This is a genomic window from Streptomyces sp. NPDC050564 (assembly GCF_044457265.1).
In the GTDB taxonomy this organism is placed as follows: Bacteria; Actinomycetota; Actinomycetes; order Streptomycetales; family Streptomycetaceae; genus Streptomyces.
On record NZ_JBITGS010000001.1, the window covers coordinates 722,767 to 738,789 of the forward strand.

Annotated in this window: 13 protein-coding genes; 9 read left to right on the plus strand and 4 right to left on the minus strand. The window is 70.8% G+C overall.

The features are described from left to right. Positions 1-262: 262 nt before the first annotated feature. Positions 263-2,521: an ATP-dependent RecD-like DNA helicase gene (locus ACIBK0_RS03180; protein ID WP_399074947.1), complete on the minus strand. Its 2,259-nt coding sequence runs from the start codon at positions 2,519-2,521 to the stop codon at positions 263-265. Positions 2,522-2,695: 174 nt separating this feature from the next. Between ACIBK0_RS03180 and ACIBK0_RS03185 the strand changes: the two genes are divergently transcribed. The 5 genes from ACIBK0_RS03185 (at position 2,696) to rbsD (ending at position 8,545) form a co-directional block, all read left to right on the plus strand. After that, entirely contained in the window at positions 2,696-3,712 is a 1,017-nt protein-coding gene (locus ACIBK0_RS03185; protein ID WP_399074949.1) for a LacI family DNA-binding transcriptional regulator, read from the plus strand. Then, on the plus strand, positions 3,709-5,226 hold the full coding sequence (locus tag ACIBK0_RS03190; protein ID WP_399074951.1) for a sugar ABC transporter ATP-binding protein: 1,518 nt from the start codon (positions 3,709-3,711) through the stop codon (positions 5,224-5,226). The genes ACIBK0_RS03185 and ACIBK0_RS03190 overlap by 4 nt, the downstream gene beginning before the upstream one ends. Beyond that, the gene (locus tag ACIBK0_RS03195; RefSeq protein ID WP_399074953.1) at positions 5,216-7,165 is read left to right on the plus strand and encodes a substrate-binding domain-containing protein; all 1,950 of its coding nucleotides are present in this window, start codon (positions 5,216-5,218) and stop codon (positions 7,163-7,165) included. Before ACIBK0_RS03190 ends, ACIBK0_RS03195 begins: the two co-directional genes overlap by 11 nt. Positions 7,166-7,259: 94 nt before the next feature. Then, complete coding sequence (locus ACIBK0_RS03200; protein WP_399074955.1) at positions 7,260-8,159, plus strand: ribokinase; 900 nt, start codon at positions 7,260-7,262, stop codon at positions 8,157-8,159. After that, complete coding sequence (gene rbsD / locus ACIBK0_RS03205; protein WP_399074957.1) at positions 8,156-8,545, plus strand: D-ribose pyranase; 390 nt, start codon at positions 8,156-8,158, stop codon at positions 8,543-8,545. Before ACIBK0_RS03200 ends, rbsD begins: the two co-directional genes overlap by 4 nt. 302 nt (positions 8,546-8,847) lie before the next feature. Here rbsD and ACIBK0_RS03210 read toward each other — a convergent pair whose 3' ends face one another. Genes ACIBK0_RS03210 through ACIBK0_RS03220 form a run of 3 tightly spaced genes read right to left on the minus strand, consistent with a single transcriptional unit; the run spans position 8,848 to position 11,974 of the window. Further along, on the minus strand, positions 8,848-9,675 hold the full coding sequence (locus tag ACIBK0_RS03210; RefSeq protein WP_399074960.1) for a sugar phosphate isomerase/epimerase family protein: 828 nt from the start codon (positions 9,673-9,675) through the stop codon (positions 8,848-8,850). Next, positions 9,672-10,826 carry a dihydrodipicolinate synthase family protein gene (locus ACIBK0_RS03215; protein ID WP_399074962.1) on the minus strand — a complete coding sequence of 385 codons (1,155 nt, stop codon included), beginning with the start codon at positions 10,824-10,826 and terminating at the stop codon, positions 9,672-9,674. Before ACIBK0_RS03215 ends, ACIBK0_RS03210 begins: the two co-directional genes overlap by 4 nt. Beyond that, on the minus strand, positions 10,823-11,974 hold the full coding sequence (locus ACIBK0_RS03220) for a Gfo/Idh/MocA family protein (RefSeq protein ID WP_399075139.1): 1,152 nt from the start codon (positions 11,972-11,974) through the stop codon (positions 10,823-10,825). The genes ACIBK0_RS03215 and ACIBK0_RS03220 overlap by 4 nt, the downstream gene beginning before the upstream one ends. A 354-nt stretch (positions 11,975-12,328) precedes the next feature. Here ACIBK0_RS03220 and ACIBK0_RS03225 point away from each other — a divergent pair, with 354 nt between their 5' ends. The 4 genes from ACIBK0_RS03225 (at position 12,329) to ACIBK0_RS03240 (ending at position 16,021) form a co-directional block, all read left to right on the plus strand. Then, positions 12,329-13,378, plus strand: a complete 1,050-nt coding sequence (locus ACIBK0_RS03225; protein WP_399074964.1) for a LacI family DNA-binding transcriptional regulator — start codon at positions 12,329-12,331, stop codon at positions 13,376-13,378. An 86-nt stretch (positions 13,379-13,464) separates the two neighbouring features. Further along, positions 13,465-14,064 carry a dihydrofolate reductase family protein gene (locus ACIBK0_RS03230; protein ID WP_399074966.1) on the plus strand — a complete coding sequence of 200 codons (600 nt, stop codon included), beginning with the start codon at positions 13,465-13,467 and terminating at the stop codon, positions 14,062-14,064. A 202-nt stretch (positions 14,065-14,266) separates the two neighbouring features. Beyond that, entirely contained in the window at positions 14,267-15,202 is a 936-nt protein-coding gene (locus tag ACIBK0_RS03235; RefSeq protein WP_399074968.1) for a GNAT family N-acetyltransferase, read from the plus strand. Positions 15,203-15,220: 18 nt separating this feature from the next. Then, entirely contained in the window at positions 15,221-16,021 is an 801-nt protein-coding gene (locus ACIBK0_RS03240; protein WP_399074970.1) for a sugar phosphate isomerase/epimerase family protein, read from the plus strand. The last annotated feature ends 2 nt before the right edge of the window (positions 16,022-16,023 follow it).

Below are 16,023 nucleotides of genomic sequence, written 5' to 3' on the forward strand. Positions count from 1 at the left end.
ACGTTGTGCCTCTTCTTCGAGGTGCCCTGACTGTCTCTACCATCCCCCATTTGGCCCTGGAGAGTGCACTCGGGGTCGACCATTGGGCCTATTGGCGGCACTCAGTGCCGCCAACCTGCTCATCCTGCCCCCCTTCGCCCTGGTTCCGGAAGTGCTGTGTGACCTTTGCGACTCATTTGATCGATCATTTTTTGCGATGCCTGCCCGCGCAGGCCTCCGAGCCGCCGAATCAAGGCCGTTGCCGACGCTCCGGGCGACCAGGTCAGCCCTCCGCAGAGCGCGGTGAGAGCCGGAAGTCCAGGGCCGTGCAGCGCCGTCCGGCCGACACCGTGCGCACCGCCTGGCCTATCGCCTTGCGGGAGCCCACGAGGACGACCAGCTTCTTGGCGCGGGTGACGGCTGTATAGAGCAGATTGCGCTGGAGCATCATCCACGCGCTCGTGGTGACGGGGATCACCACCGCCGGGTACTCGCTGCCCTGGGAGCGGTGGATGGTCACCGCGTACGCGTGGGCCAGCTCGTCGAGTTCGTCGAAGTCGTACGGCACCTCCTCGTCCTCGTCCGTCAGCACCGTCAGACGCTGTTCGACCGGATCGAGCGAGGTGACGACGCCCACGGTGCCGTTGAAGACACCGTTCTTGCCCTTCTCGTAATTGTTGCGAATCTGGGTGACCTTGTCGCCGACCCGGAAGACGCGGCCGCCGAAGCGCTTCTCGGCGAGGTCCGGGCGGCCGGGCGTGATGGCCTGCTGGAGCAGGCCGTTGAGGTTGCCCGCGCCGGCCGGTCCCCGGTGCATGGGGGCCAGGACCTGTACGTCCCGGCGCGGGTCGAGGCCGAACTTGGCCGGAATCCGCCGCGCCGCCACGTCCACCGTGAGCCGGCCCACCTCCTCGGTGTCGTCCTCGACGAAAAGGAAGAAGTCCTTCATGCCGTCGGTGACCGGGTGCTGCCCGGAGTTGATCCGGTGCGCGTTCGTCACCACCCCGGACTGCTGGGCCTGGCGGAAGACCTGGGTGAGGCGGACGGAGGGGATGGGGCTCCCGTCGGCGAGCAGGTCCCTCAGGACCTCGCCCGCGCCGACACTGGGGAGCTGGTCGACGTCTCCCACGAACAGCAGATGGGCGCCCGGAGCCACCGCCTTGACCAGCTTGTTGGCGAGCAGGAGGTCGAGCATGGAGGCCTCGTCCACGACCACCAGGTCGGCGTCCAGCGGGCGGTCCTTGTCATAGGCCGCGTCACCGCCCGGCTTGAGCTCCAGGAGACGGTGCACGGTGGAGGCGTCGGCGCCGGTCAGCTCGGCGAGGCGCTTGGCGGCCCGGCCCGTGGGGGCGGCCAGGACCACCTTCGCCCGCTTGGCGCGCGCCAGTTCCACGATCGAGCGGACCGTGAACGACTTGCCGCAGCCGGGGCCCCCGGTGAGCACGGCGACCTTCTTGGTGAGCGCGAGGCGGACGGCCTCCTCCTGCCCGGGGGCCAACTCCGCGCCCGTACGCCCCTTCAGCCACGCCAACGCCTTGTCCCAGGCCACGTCGTGGAAGCCGGGCATGCGGTCCTGGTCGCTGCGCAGCAGGCGCAACAACTGGGCGGAGAGGGAGAGTTCGGCCCGGTGGAAGGGGACCAGGTAGATGGCCGTCACCGGGGCGCCGCCGTCGGGACCCGGGACCTTCTCCCGGACGACACCGGGGTCCTCGCCGTCCTCGGCCGGCGCCGCCAGCTCGGCCAGGCACTCGATGACCAGGCCCGTGTCCACCTGGAGCAGCTTCACCGCGTCGGCGATCAGCTGCTCCTCGGGGAGATAGCAGTGGCCCTGGTCGGTGGACTGCGAAAGCGCGTACTGGAGCCCGGCTTTGACCCGCTCGGGGCTGTCGTGCGGGATGCCGACGGACTGGGCGATCTTGTCGGCGGTGAGGAACCCGATGCCCCAGACGTCGGCCGCGAGGCGGTAGGGCTGGTTCTTGACGACCGAGATCGACGCGTCGCCGTATTTCTTGTAGATGCGGACCGCGATGGACGTGGACACCTCGACGGTCTGGAGGAAGAGCATGACCTCCTTGATCGCCTTCTGCTCCTCCCAGGCGTCGGCGATCTTCTTGGTGCGCTTGGGGCCGAGGCCCGGCACCTCGATCAGCCGCTTCGGCTCCTCCTCGATGATCTGGAGGGTGTCCACGCCGAAGTGCTGCGTGATGCGGTCGGCGAAGACCGGGCCGATGCCCTTGACCAGTCCGGAGCCGAGATAGCGGCGGATGCCCTGGACGGTGGCCGGGAGGACCGTCGTGTAGTTCTCCACGGTGAACTGCTTGCCGTACTGCGGGTGGGAGCCCCAGCGGCCCTCCATACGGAGCGACTCCCCCACCTGGGCGCCGAGCAGTGCGCCCACGACCGTGAGCAGGTCGCCGGCGCCTCGGCCGGTGTCGACCCGGGCGACCGTGTACCCGTTCTCCTCGTTGGCGTAGGTGATGCGCTCCAGTACGCCTTCCACGACCGCCAGGTGCACCTGCCGGTTCCCCGCCTGATTGGACATGATCCGACGCTACCGCTCGCCTCCGACATCGCGCGGACGCCGGGGACGGCCCCGCCTCGAGTGCGTCGACGCTGTGGACGACTTCATCACGATCCGGTCTCGGGGTCTTGTGAACTTTCATGTAATCGATTCCAATCCTTCGTGTAATCGATTCCACGAGGAGGTGGAGCGGTGATGGCGAGCATCAAGGACGTTGCCGCCGAGGCCGGCGTATCCGTCGCCACGGTCTCGCGGGTCCTGAACGACCATCCATCGGTCAGCGCGGACGCACGCACCCGGGTGCTGGCCGCCGTACAGGCGCTGGGCTACCGCCCGAACGCCGTCGCCCGCTCCCTGCGCACCGACCAGACCCGCACCCTGGGCCTCGTCATCAGCGACGTGCTCAACCCCTACTTCACCGAGCTGGCCCGCTCCGTCGAGGAGGAGGCCCGCGCGCTCGGCTACAGCGTCATCATCGGCAACGCCGACGAGCGGCCCGATCTGCAGGACCACCATGTCCGTACGCTCTTGGACCGCCGTATCGACGGCCTCCTTGTCTCCCCCACCGACGGCGGCTCGCCCGGGATGCTGGACGCCGCGCGCGCCGGGACACCGATGGTCTTCGTGGACCGCTGGATCGCGGGCGTGGACGTGCCCGTCGTCCGGGCGGACGGGCGCGCGGCCGTGCGTGACCTGGTCGCCCATCTGCACGCTCTCGGGCACCGGCGACTCGCCATCATCGCGGGGCCGGCGGCCACCACGACCGGCAGCGAGCGTGTCGAGGCCTTCCGGGAGGCCATGTCCGAGTACGGGATTCCCCTCCCGGAGGCCTACATAGGCCAGGGCGACTTCCAGGCCGAGAGCGGCCGTCGGGTCACCGAGGGGTTCCTCGACCTGGCCGAACCGCCCGAGGTCGTCTTCGCCGCGGACAACCTGATGGCGCTCGGCGCGCTGGACGCCATCCGCGCGCGCGGGTTGCGGGTTCCCGACGACATCGCGCTCGCCGCCTTCGACGACATCCCGTGGTTCGTGCACACCGATCCGCCGATCACCGCGATCGCCCAGCCGACGGGCGAGCTGGGCCGGGCCGCCGTACGCGCCCTGGTCGACCGCATCGAAGGGCGGCCCCCACAGTCCGTCGACCTCCCCGCCCGTCTCGTCGTACGCCGCTCGTGCGGCGAGTCCCCCGTAACGAACAGGAGCCAGCCGTGAGCAACCTGGACGAGTTGCTGCGCATCGAGGGCATACGCAAAACCTTCCCCGGCGTGGTCGCGCTCGACAGCGTCGACTTCGATCTGCGCCGCGGTGAGGTGCACGTACTGCTCGGCGAGAACGGCGCGGGCAAGAGCACGCTGATCAAGATGCTCTCCGGCGCCTACCACCCCGACGCCGGGCGTGTCCTCGTCGACGGCGCGGAGGTCCGCATCCAGGGTGCGCAGGACTCCGAGCGCCTCGGGATCGCGACCATCTACCAGGAGTTCAACCTCGTCCCCGATCTCACGGTCGCCGAGAACATCTTCCTGGGCCGGCAGCCGCGCCGTTTCGGGCTGATCGACCGCAAGACGATGGAGGCCGAGGCCGCCGAGCTGCTCAAGCGCGTCGGGGTCGATGTGTCCCCCCGCGCGCGGGTGCGCGAACTCGGCATCGCACGCCTGCAGATGGTCGAAATCGCGAAGGCGCTGAGCCTGAACGCGCGCGTCCTGATCATGGACGAGCCGACCGCGGTGCTCACCTCCGAAGAGGTCGAAAAACTCTTCACCATCGTGCGCCAGCTGCGCGAGGACGGTGTCGGCATCGTCTTCATCACGCACCATCTGGAAGAAATCGCCGCCCTGGGTGACCGGGTCACGGTCATCCGGGACGGCAAGAGCGTCGGCCAGGTGCCCGCGTCCACACCCGAGGACGAACTCGTACGCCTCATGGTGGGCCGGTCCATCGAGCAGCAGTATCCGCGCGAACGGGCGGACGCCGGGGCCGCGTTGCTCACCGTCGAGGGGCTCACCAAGGACGGTGTCTTCCACGACGTGAGCTTCGAGGTGCGGGCCGGTGAGGTGGTCGGCATCGCGGGACTCGTGGGAGCCGGACGCACCGAGGTCGTACGCGCGCTCTTCGGCGCCGATCCCTACGACAAGGGCGCCGTGAAGGTCGCCGGTTCCGCGCTGCGCCGCCACGACGTGAACGCCGCCATGGAGGCCGGCATCGGCCTCGTCCCCGAGGACCGCAAGGGCCAGGGCCTCGTGCTGGACGCCTCCGTCGAGGAGAACCTCGGCCTGGTCACGATGCGTGCCGCCACCCGCGGCGGACTCGTCGACCTCAAGGGGCAGCGGGAGGCCGCCGCGCGGATCGCCAAGCAGCTCGGCGTCCGGATGGCGGGCCTCGGCCAGCACGTACGCACCCTGTCCGGCGGCAACCAGCAGAAGGTCGTCATCGGCAAGTGGCTGCTCGCCGACACCAAGGTGCTGATCCTCGACGAGCCGACCCGCGGCATCGACGTCGGCGCCAAGGTCGAGATCTACCAGCTGATCAACGAACTGACGGCAGCCGGTGCCGCCGTCCTGATGATCTCCAGCGATCTTCCCGAGGTGCTGGGCATGAGCGACCGGGTCCTGGTGATGGCCCAGGGCCGGATCGCGGGCGAACTCTCCGCCGACGAAGCGACGCAGGACTCCGTGATGGCCCTCGCCGTCAGCACGAACACTGAAAGGGAGGCCCCTCGTGGCCACTGACACGCATCTGAGCGCATCGGGCGCGGGTGGCGCCTCGGCGGTCCGCCGCCTCCTGCTCGACAACGGAGCGCTCACCGCGCTCATCGCCCTCGTCATCGCGATGTCGGCGCTGTCCGGCGACTTCCTGACGACCGACAACCTGCTCAACATCGGCGTCCAGGCGGCCGTCACCGCCATCCTCGCCTTCGGCGTCACCTTCGTGATCGTCTCGGCGGGCATCGACCTGTCGGTCGGCTCGGTCGCCGCGCTGTCGGCCACCGTCCTTGCCTGGATGGCGACCTCGGAGGGCGTCCCGGTCTGGATCGCGGTGCTCCTCGCGGTCGCCACCGGCATAGCGTGCGGCCTGGTCAACGGCGTACTGATCGCGTACGGGAAGCTGCCGCCGTTCATCGCGACGCTCGCCATGCTCTCGGTGGGCCGCGGCCTCTCCCTGGTGATCTCGCAGGGCAGCCCGATCGCCTTCCCCGACTCGGTCTCGCACCTCGGTGACACCCTCGGCGGCTGGCTGCCGGTGCCGGTCCTCGTGATGGTCGTCATGGGCCTGATCACGGCCGTGATCCTGGGCCGTACGTACATCGGCCGCTCCATGTACGCGATCGGCGGCAACGAGGAGGCCGCGCGTCTGTCCGGCCTCCGGGTGAAGAAGCAGAAGCTCGCGATCTACGCGCTCTCCGGCCTCTTCGCGGCCGCCGCGGGCATCGTGCTCGCCTCCCGGCTCTCCTCCGCGCAGCCGCAGGCCGCGCAGGGCTACGAGCTCGACGCGATCGCCGCGGTCGTCATCGGCGGCGCCTCGCTCGCGGGCGGCACGGGCAAGGCGTCCGGCACGCTGATCGGCGCGCTGATCCTGGCGGTGCTGCGCAACGGGCTCAACCTCCTGTCCGTGTCCGCCTTCTGGCAGCAGGTCGTCATCGGTGTCGTGATCGCGCTGGCGGTGCTGCTCGACACGGTGCGGCGCAAGGCCGGGGCGACTCCGGTGGCCGCCGGTGCCGGCACGCCGGGCGGCAAGGGCAAGCAGGCGGCGACGTACATCATCGCGGCCGTGGTCGCGGCGGCGGTCGTCGGCGCGATGTCCTTCCTGCACACCGGCTCGTCCTCGACGACCCAGAAGGTGGGCCTGTCCCTGTCGACCCTGAACAACCCCTTCTTCGTCCAGATCAAGGCGGGCGCCCAGCAGGAGGCGAAGAAGCTCGGCGTGGACCTGACCGTCACGGACGCGCAGAACGACGCCTCGCAGCAGGCCAACCAGCTGCAGAACTTCACCAGTTCGGGCCTCGGTTCGATCATCGTCAACCCGGTGGACTCGGACGCGGCGGGTCCGGCGGTCCGCGCGGCGAACAAGGCCGACATCCCCGTGGTCGGCGTGGACCGAGGCGTGAACAAGGCGAACACGGCCGCGCTCGTCGCCTCCGACAACATCGCGGGCGGCAGGCTGGGCGCCAAGGCGCTCGCCGAGAAGCTGGGCGGCAAGGGCAAGATCGTTATCCTGCAGGGCCTGGCCGGTACATCCGCCAGCCGCGAGCGCGGCGCGGGCTTCGCCGAGGGCCTGAAGGCCTACCCCGGCATCCAGGTCGTCGCCCAGCAGCCCGCAGACTTCGACCGCACCAAGGGTCTCGACGTGATGACGAACCTGCTCCAGGCGCACCCCGACATCCAGGGCGTCTTCGCCGAGAACGACGAGATGGCGCTCGGCGCGATCAAGGCGCTCGGCTCCAAGGCGGGCAAGTCGGTCTCCGTCATCGGCTTCGACGGCACCCCCGACGGCCTCAAGGCGGTCCAGGCGGGCACGCTGTACGCGTCCGTCGCCCAGCAGCCGAAGGAGCTCGGCCGGATCGCGGTGGACAACGCGCTGAAGGCCGCCGAGGGCAAGAAGGTCCAGGAGACGGTGAAGGTGCCGGTGAAGGTGGTCACCAAGGAGAACGTGGCCGGGTTCGGCGGCTGACCGTCGTCGGCCGGCAGGCGGCAGACGGTGCGGGCGGATCCGACGGGATCCGCCCGCACCCGCGCACCAACTCACCTATACAGGGAGACAGTTCATGTACGACTACGACCTTCTGGTCGTGGGATCGGCCAACGCCGACCTGGTGATCGGGGTCGAGCGCAGGCCCGCGGCCGGAGAGACGGTGCTCGGCTCCGACCTCGCCGTCCACCCCGGCGGCAAGGGCGCCAACCAGGCGGTCGCCGCCGCCCGCCTCGGGGCCCGTACGGCCCTGCTGGCCCGGGTCGGCGACGACGCGCACGGCAGGCTGCTGCTCGACTCGCAGCGAGAGGCCGGCGTCGACACCGTGGGCGTGCTGGTCGGCGGGGCGCCCACCGGGGTCGCGCTGATCACGGTGGACCCGTCCGGGGACAACAGCATCGTGGTCTCGCCGGGGGCCAACGGCCGGCTCACGCCCGAGGACGTGCGGGCCGCCGGGAGCCTCTTCCAGGCCTCCCGGGTGGTCTCGGCACAGCTGGAGATCCCGTTGGAGACGGTCGTGGAGGTCGTACGGCGGCTCGCTCCCGGCAGCCGCTTCGTACTGAACCCCTCACCACCGCGCCCCCTGCCCACCGAGGTCCTCGCGGCCTGCGACCCGCTGATCGTGAACGAGCACGAGGCACGAGTGATCGCCGGTACGGCTCTCGGGGACTCTCCCGAGGACTGGGCGAGGGCCCTGCTGGCCCTCGGCCCGCGCTCGGTGGTCGTCACGCTGGGCGAGGAGGGCGCGCTCGTCGCCTCCGCGGAGGGCGTCGCCCGAGTGCCGTCGGTGAAGGTCGAGGCCGTGGACACGACGGGGGCGGGCGACGCGTTCACGGCGGCGCTGGCCTGGCGGCTCGGGCAGTCGGAGTCCCTGTCCGGCGCCGCCGCGTACGCCGCACGGGTCGGGGCGGCCGCCGTCACCCGCCCCGGCGCCCAGGAGTCCTTCCCCACCGCCGAGGAGGTCGCGTTCCCGTGAAGAAGGCCGGAATCCTGAACCGTCATCTCGCGGGCGCGCTCGCCGAGCTGGGGCACGGGCACGAGGTGCTGGTGTGCGACGCGGGAATGCCGATACCAGCGGGCCCGCGGGTGGTGGATCTGGCCTTCCGGGCCGGGGTGCCGTCCTTCGCTCAGGTGCTCGACGGGCTGCTGGACGAACTGGTGGTGGAGGGCGCGACGGCCGCCACCGAGGTCCGCGAGGCGAATCCGCGGGCGACCGCGCTGCTGGAGGGACATTTCCCCGCCCTGGAGCTGGTCCCGCACGAGAAACTGAAGTCACTGTCGGCCCGCGCGCACCTGATCGTCCGCACCGGCGAGGCACGGCCGTACGCGAACGTACTGCTGCGCTGCGGAGTGTTCTTCTGAGCCACCGCCGATGCGGCGTGCCACCGCCGATACGGCGCCCAGAAAACTTCGAGGGGCCCGGTCCGTCGACCGGGCCCCTCGGCTTTCCCCTCCACATCAGAACCCCCGCGATCCCCCCAGATCCCCCTCCAGAAGTCCTGATGCCAAGTACGACCCGCGAGGTGGCGGAAGGGTTGCACCGTCTTCCAAGATTTTTTCCAACCCTCGGACTCCGACCCTCGGACTCCGACCCTCGGACTCCGACCCTCGGACTCCGACCCTCGGACTCCGACCCTCGGACTCCGACCCTCGGACTCCGACCCTCAGACCGCGTGTCCGAGGAACCTCTCCACCGTCTGCGCCAACACCTCCCGGCCGTCCCGAGCCCACAGCGCGTCGTTGAAGAGCTCGACCTCGATCGGGCCGTCGTAGCCGGCCGCCTCGACGTACGAGCGCCACTCCCGCATGTCGATCGAGCCGTCGCCGATCTGACCGCGGCCGTTGAGGACACCCTCCGGCAGGGGGGTGGTCCAGTCGGCGAGCTGGAAGGTGTGGATGCGGCCGGAGGCGCCCGCGCGGGCGATCTGGGCGGGGGCCGTGTCGTCCCACCAGATGTGGTACGTGTCGACGGTGACGCCCACCTGATCCGCGGGGAAGCGTTCCGCGAGGTCCAGGGCCTGGGACAGCGTCGATACGACGCAGCGGTCGGCGGCGTACATGGGGTGAAGGGGTTCGATGGCCAGCCGTACGCCGCGCTCGGCCGCGTAGGGGCCCAGCGCGGCCAGCGCGTCGGCGATGCGCTCACGGGCGCCGTGCAGGTCCTTGGAGCCGGCCGGCAGTCCGCCCGAGACCAGGACCAGGGTGTCCGTGCCGAGGGTCGCCGCCTCGTCGATCGCCGACCGGTTGTCGTCCAGGGCACGGGCGCGCTCGTCCGGGTCGATCGCCGTGAAGAAGCCTCCCCGGCACAGGGTGGTCACCGCGAGGCCCGCGTCGCGGACCAGCTTGGCGGTCGCCTCGACGCCGTACGACTGGACGGGTTCGCGCCACAGGCCGACGCCTGGTACGCCCAACTCCAGGCAGGCATCGACCAGTTCCGACATCGACAGCTGCTTGACCGTCATCTGGTTGATGGAGAAACGGGCGAGGCTCATGGGGTCACTCCGTACAGGGCGAGCAGGGACTTCATGCGCGCTTCGGCCAGCTCCGGGTTCGGGAACAGGCCCAGGCCGTCGGCCAGTTCGTAGGCGCGCGCGAAGTGCGGGAGCGAGCGCGCCGACTGCAGCCCGCCGACCATGGTGAAGTGCTCCTGGTGTCCGGCCAGCCAGGCCAGGAGGACGACGCCCGTCTTGTAGAAGCGGGTCGGGGTCTGGAAGAGGTGGCGGGACAACTCGACCGTGGGGTCGAGGAGTTCACGGAAGCCCTTGGCGTCACCCGTGTCCAGGACCCGTACCGCCTGCGCGGCCAGCGGGCCCAGCGGGTCGAAGATGCCGAGCAGGGCGTGGCTGAAGCCCTTCTCGTCGCCCGCGATCAGCTCGGGGTAGTGGAAGTCGTCGCCCGTGTAGCAGCGCACGCCGTGCGGGAGCCTGCGGCGCAGGTCGATCTCCCGCTGGGCGTCCAGGAGCGAGACCTTGATGCCGTCGACCTTGTCCGGGTGGGCGGCGATGACCTGCAAGAACACATCCGTGGCCGCGTCCAGGTCGCTCGACCCCCAGTAGCCCTCGAGCGCCGGGTCGAACATCGGGCCGAGCCAGTGCAGGATCACCGGGTCGGCGGCCTGGCGGAGCAGGTGACCGTAGACGTCGAGGTAGTCCTCGGGACCGGAAGCGGCCGCCGTCAGGGCCCGCGAGGCCATGAGGATCGCCTGCGCCCCCGACTCCTCGACGAGAGCGAGCTGCTCCTCGTACGCGGCCCGGACCTGAGCCAGGGACGCCGGGCCCACCAGCTGGTCCGTGCCGACTCCGCACGCGATGCGGCCGCCGACCGCCCGGGCCTCGGCGGAGGACCGGCGGATCAGCTCCGCCGCGCCCGCCCAGTCCAGGCCCATCCCGCGCTGCGCGGTGTCCATGGCCTCGGCCACGCCCAGCCCGTGGGACCACAGGTGGCGGCGGAAGGCGAGCGTCGCGTCCCAGTCGACGGCGGCGGGCGAGTCGGGCGAGACGTCCGCGTACGGGTCGGCGACGACGTGCGCGGCCGAGAAGACCGTACGGGAGGTGAAGGGCGCGCCGGTGGCGAGGGCGAGGGGCTCGGTGCGCGGCTCGTACGGCCGCAGCCGGCCTGTCGTGTCCGGGAGTTGGATGGTCACAGGGCGATCTCCGGTACGTCGAGACGGCGGCCCTCCGCCGAGGACTTCAGGCCCAGTTCGGCGAGCTGGACGCCGCGGGCGCCGGCGAGGAGGTCCCAGTGATAGGGGGCGTCGGCGTAGACGTGGCGCAGGAACAGCTCCCACTGGGCCTTGAAGCCGTTGTCGAACTCGGCGTTGTCGGGAACCTCCTGCCACTGGTCGCGGAAGGAGTAGGTGGCCGGGATGTCCGGGTTCCAGACCGGCTTGGGGGTCGCACTGCGGTGCTGGACACGGCAGTTGCGCAGCCCGGCGACCGCCGAGCCCTCCGTGCCGTCGACCTGGAACTCGACCAGTTCGTCACGGTTGACGCGCACGGCCCAGGAGGAGTTGATCTGGGCGACGGCGCCGCCCGCCAGTTCGAAGATGCCGTACGCGGCATCGTCGGCCGTGGCGTCGTACGGCTTGCCCTGCTCGTCCCAGCGCTGCGGGATGTGGGTGGCGGTGAGCGCTTGGACGGAGGTGACGCGGCCGAACAGCTCGTGGAGCACGTACTCCCAGTGCGGGAACATGTCGACGACGATGCCGCCGCCGTCCTCGGCGCGGTAGTTCCAGGAGGGGCGCTGGGCCTGCTGCCAGTCGCCCTCGAAGACCCAGTAGCCGAACTCCCCGCGGATGGAGAGGATCCGGCCGAAGAAGCCGCCGTCGATGAGGCGCTTGAGCTTGAGCAGTCCGGGGAGGAAGAGCTTGTCCTGGACCACGCCGTGCTTGATGCCGGCGGCGTGCGCGAGCCGGGCCAGCTCCAGGGCGCCGGCGAGGCCGGTGGCGGTGGGCTTCTCGGTGTAGATGTGCTTGCCGGCCGCGATCGCCTTCTTGATGGCCTCCTCGCGGGCGGAGGTGACCTGCGCGTCGAAGTAGATGTCGATGGTCGGGTCGGCGAGGACCGCGTCCACGTCCGTCGACCAGTGCTCCAGGCCGTGCTGCTCGGCGAGCGTCTTGAGGGCGTGCTCACGGCGGCCCACGAGGACGGGTTCGGGCCACAGCACGGTGCCGTCGCCCAGGTCGAGGCCGCCCTGGTCGCGCAGGGCGAGGATCGAGCGGACGAGGTGCTGGCGGTAGCCCATGCGTCCCGTCACGCCGTTCATGGCGATACGCACCGTCTTGCGTGTCACGTCATTCCCTTCGTACGCGGGTTCCGCGCCGCGTACGCCCATGGTGAGCGTGAGTCCCACGGTGAGTGTGAGGCTCCACTGGTGAGCGTGACAGCAAGCGCTTTCTATCCACGAAGAAGCTAGCCTCTGTCCAGCCGGATGGACAAGACCATGTGGGCGACGAGATGTTCGGTCCTCCGGACGGCTGGACGCGGGGGGCGTGCGCACGGTCGGATGTACCCGCATATGACGGCCGTCGTCGGGGACGTACGGCGGCCGTGTTCGAAGACGTAGGACGGACGTCCCTGAGGACGGACGCAGGACGGCCGTCCTCAAGGACGACGACAACGAGATGCGTGACCGGAGGACGACGAGATGACCGTGACCCTGGCGGACGTGGCGGCGCGTGCGCAGGTCTCGCCCGCGACCGTGTCCCGGGTGCTGAACGGGAACTATCCCGTCGCGGCGTCCACACGTGAGCGGGTACTGCGCGCGGTGGACGAGCTGGACTATGTACTGAACGGGCCCGCGAGTTCGCTGGCCGCGGCGACGTCCGACCTCGTCGGGATCCTCGTCAACGACATCGCCGACCCCTTCTTCGGGATCATGGCGGCCGCGATCCAGTCGGAGATCGGCGGGCCCGGGGGGCGCGCGGGCGGCGAACGGCTCGGGGTCGTGTGCAACACCGGCGGCTCCCCGGAGCGCGAACTCACCTACCTCACGCTCCTTCAGCGCCAGCGCGCCGCCGCGGTCGTCCTCACCGGCGGCGCCGTCGAGGACACCTCGCACGCCTCCGCCGTCGCCGCGAAGCTGCGCAAGCTGGCCGAGGCGGGCACCCGGGTCGTCCTGTGCGGACGGCCGCCAGCGCCCGAGGCCGCCGAGGCGATCGCGCTCACCTTCGACAACCGCGGGGGCGGTCAGCAGCTCACCGAGCACCTGATCGGGCTCGGGCACCGGCGGCTCGGCTACATCGCCGGACCCGAGGAGCGGACGACGACCCGGCACCGGCTGGAGGGGCACCGGGCCGCGCTGGCCGTGCACGGCATCGAGGACGATCCGCGGCACACCGTGTACGGCCGCTACGACCGCCGTTCCGGCTACGAGGCGACCCTCGAACTCCTCCGCCGCGACCCGTCGTTGACGGCCGTCGTCGCCGCGAACGACACGGTGGCGCTCGGCGCCTGCGCCGCGCTGCGCGACTCCGGCCTGCGCATCCCGGACGACGTCTCCGTCGCGGGTTTCGACGACCTGCCCTTCAGCATCGACGCGGTGCCCGCTCTCACCACCGTGCGGCTCCCGCTCTCCGAGGCGGGCGCGCGCGCCGGGCGGATCGCCATGGGGCGCGAGGAGCCGCCGCCGGGCGGGATCGCCACGGTACGGGGGGAGTTGATGGTGCGGGGGTCGACCGCGGTGCCGCGCGACTGAAGTACTCCTCCACCGTGCGATGAGTTTTGAGCGGAGCGCCGGTCTTCCTACCGTAATCAACCGAGCAACGAACAGGAGCACCTCCCATGCGCATCATGGTCAGCGCGTTCATCAGCATTGACGGCGTCGTGCAGGCGCCCGGCGGTCCCGACGAGGACACCGACGGCGGCTTCGCGCACGGCGGCTGGTCGCACCCGTACTTCGACCCGGAGGTCGTGGGCGGTGCCTTCGCCGAAGGTCTGGGCAAGGCGGAGGCGCTGCTGTTCGGGCGGCGCACCTGGCAGTCGATGGCCGCGGCCTGGCCCGAGCGGGCGGGCGATCCGTTCGCGGACCGGATGAACTCCCTGCCGAAGTACGTCGTCTCCACGACGCTCGGCGAGGACGACGTGACGAGCTGGGACAACACCACGCTGATCCCCGGCGACGACGCGGTCGCCCGCGTCCGGGAGCTGCGCGAGAGCGACGGCGGCGACCTGGCGATGATGGGCAGCCCCACGCTCGTACGCGCCCTCCTGCGCGAGGGTCTGGTCGACGAGCTGCAGCTCATCCGGATGCCCGTCATCCTCGGCGGCGGCAAGACGATCTTCCCCGAGGACGGCGTGAAGCGCCCGCTCGAACGGGTCTCCACGATCGCCGGCAAGACAGGGGTGGAGGTGAGTGTCTACCGGCCGGCCGACGTGGCGTAGAAGGGGTTCGGAACTGTTGGCCGCTCGACCCTGCGCGGGTGCGCTTTCACGAGTACAGGACCCACACCCACTCAGTCCCTGGGAACGGTGGGCGGCGCGCGGGTGTCCGTTCTATGCTCGGAGCAACGGTATCTCTGACTGAGTCAGCCATCCGGGCCGACCAGCCGGAGCCGACCACCCGAGCCGACCATCCGGGGCCACCATGACCGTCCAGGACATCCGCTCCTTCAACCGCTTCTACACGAACGTCATCGGCGCGCTCGACTACGGCCGTCACCTCTACGCCCCGTACACGCTCACGGAGTCCCGCGTCCTCTACGAGCTCGCGCACTCCCCGCGTACGGACGCGGTCGACCTGCGCACCGAACTCTCACTGGATTCGGGGTACTTGAGCCGCATCCTCAACAAGTTCGAGCAGGACGGGCTGGTCGATCGGGCCCCGTCCGAGAAGGACCCGCGCCGGCGTCGCATCACCCTCACCGCGCGCGGCCGGGACGCCGCCGACCTGCTCGACGAGCGGGCCCGGGAAACCGTCGGTTCGCTGCTCGCCTCCGTCGCCCCCGCCGACCGGGAGCGGCTGGCCGAGGCGATGCGCACGGTGCGGACGATCCTGGGCGACGGCGGGGGTGCCCGCCCGCAGGACGTCGTGCTGCGCGAGCCCGGCCCCGGCGACCTCGGCTGGATCGTGCAGCGCAACGCCGCGCTGTACGCGGCCGAGTACGGATGGAACACCGACTACGAGGGCCTGGTCGCGAGGATCGTCGCCGACTTCGCCGAGGATCACGATCCGCACCTGGAGCGGGTGTGGATCGCCGAGAGTGGGGGAGGGCGGCCCGTGGGGTGCGTGATGTGCGTACGGGACGACGCGCCCGGCACCGCCCGGCTCCGCCTGCTCCTCGTCGAGCCGGACGCGCGCGGGCTCGGCATCGGCGACCGGCTCGTCGAGGCCGTCGTCGGCTTCGCGCGCGGAGTCGGCTATCGCGACCTCGTCCTGTGGACCAACGACGTCCTCTCCGCCGCCCGTCGCATCTACCAGCGCCACGGCTTCGTCCTCGTCTCCGAGAAACCGCACCGTTCCTTCGGCGCGGATCTCGTGGGCCAGGACTGGCGGCTCGATCTGCACGGTACGCAGGAGTGACGAGTAGGGTCCCAGATCATGAAGCTGGCATTCTCCACCCTCGGTGTGCCCGGACTGCCCATCCCCGACGTCGTACGGCTCGCCGCCGCGCACGGCTATCACGGCGTGGAGCTGCGGGCACATCCGGAGGAACCGGTGCACCCGGGCATCGGTGCGGCCGAACGGGCCGCCGCTGCGGCGGCGTTCAAGGCGGGCGGGATCGAGGTGCTGGGGCTCGCGGGGTATGCGCGGGTCGCGGCACCGGGGGACGACGAACCGGTGATCGACGAGATCCGTCGGCTCCTGGACCTCGCACGCGACGTGGGCGCCCCGTTCGTACGGGTCTTCCCCGGTGCCGACACCGACCAGAGCCCGGAAGAGGCCGACGCGACGGCCGCTCGCCGCCTCGGCACGGCCGCCGAGTACGCCACCGACCTGGGCGTACGGATCCTGCTGGAGACCCACGACTCGCACCGCACCGGCGCGGACGCGATCAGGGTCCTGGGCCTGGTCGGCCACCATCAGGTGGGCTCGCTCTGGGATGTGATGCACACCTGGCTGGGCGGCGAACAGCCGTCGTCTACGTTTGCCGCGCTCTCGCCGTACCTCGGATACGTCCAGGTCAAGGACGTCGCGTCCGCCGAGGACACGACACCGCTGCCGCTGGGCGCCGGCGTCCTGCCGCTCGCCGAGTGCGTCGAGGTCCTCTCCCGCCACGGCTGGGACGGCTGGCTGTGCTGGGAGTACGAGAAGCGGTGGTACGAGTCGGCCGAGCCGCTTCCGGAGCTGCTGGGCGCAGGGCGCGAGCACCTCGCCCGGCTGCTCAACGAATCGGCGTAGGG

Excerpts from the sequence above, each read along its gene's own strand:
- ACIBK0_RS03230 (WP_399074966.1), top strand. The coding sequence starts at position 13,465 with ATGCGCATCATGGTCAGCGCGTTCATCAGCATTGACGGCGTCGTGCAG.
- ACIBK0_RS03240 (WP_399074970.1), top strand. The coding sequence starts at position 15,221 with ATGAAGCTGGCATTCTCCACCCTCGGTGTGCCCGGACTGCCCATCCCC.
- ACIBK0_RS03210 (WP_399074960.1), bottom strand. The coding sequence starts at position 9,675 with ATGAGCCTCGCCCGTTTCTCCATCAACCAGATGACGGTCAAGCAGCTG.
- ACIBK0_RS03225 (WP_399074964.1), top strand. The coding sequence starts at position 12,329 with ATGACCGTGACCCTGGCGGACGTGGCGGCGCGTGCGCAGGTCTCGCCC.
- ACIBK0_RS03180 (WP_399074947.1), bottom strand. The coding sequence starts at position 2,521 with ATGTCCAATCAGGCGGGGAACCGGCAGGTGCACCTGGCGGTCGTGGAA.
- ACIBK0_RS03200 (WP_399074955.1), top strand. The coding sequence starts at position 7,260 with ATGTACGACTACGACCTTCTGGTCGTGGGATCGGCCAACGCCGACCTG.
- ACIBK0_RS03235 (WP_399074968.1), top strand. The coding sequence starts at position 14,267 with ATGACCGTCCAGGACATCCGCTCCTTCAACCGCTTCTACACGAACGTC.
- ACIBK0_RS03185 (WP_399074949.1), top strand. The coding sequence starts at position 2,696 with ATGGCGAGCATCAAGGACGTTGCCGCCGAGGCCGGCGTATCCGTCGCC.